Source organism: Metabacillus rhizolycopersici, assembly GCF_020075705.1.
Map to the genome: position 1 here is coordinate 1 of NZ_JAIQUM010000307.1, position 311 is coordinate 311.

General features: G+C 37.0%; 2 protein-coding genes. One reads left to right on the forward strand and one right to left on the reverse strand.

Annotated features, from left to right (window positions below; genetic code table 11):
* The coding region (locus tag K9V48_RS28770; RefSeq protein WP_224142365.1) for an IS3 family transposase at window positions 1-104 on the forward strand (104 nt) is incomplete at its 5' end.
* Between the two features lie 89 nt (window positions 105-193).
* On the opposite strand, the gene K9V48_RS28775 is transcribed toward K9V48_RS28770, so the two are convergent.
* The coding region (locus K9V48_RS28775; protein ID WP_224142270.1) for a hypothetical protein at window positions 194-311 on the reverse strand (118 nt) is incomplete at its 5' end.

Here is a 311-nt window from a genome sequence, read left to right on the forward strand (position 1 = left end):
TTGAAGCATATATAGAGTATTATAATATCAAGCGTATAAAGAAAAAATTGGCAGGCATGAGTCCCGTTCAATACCGGATTCATACCAGCCAATTAGCTGCTTAATATAAAACTCTAACTTTTAGGGGGCACCTCACATCAAGTTCTGATGTGGGGATCTTTTTATTTATTAATTGGTTACCAAGAACGAATAATTACATCCAGTTCGTATGGAAAACTCCTTCTTTGTCAACACGTTGATACGTGTGAGCACCGAAGTAATCACGTTGTGCTTGTAATAGATTTGCTGGTAATGTTTCTGTACGGTAGCTA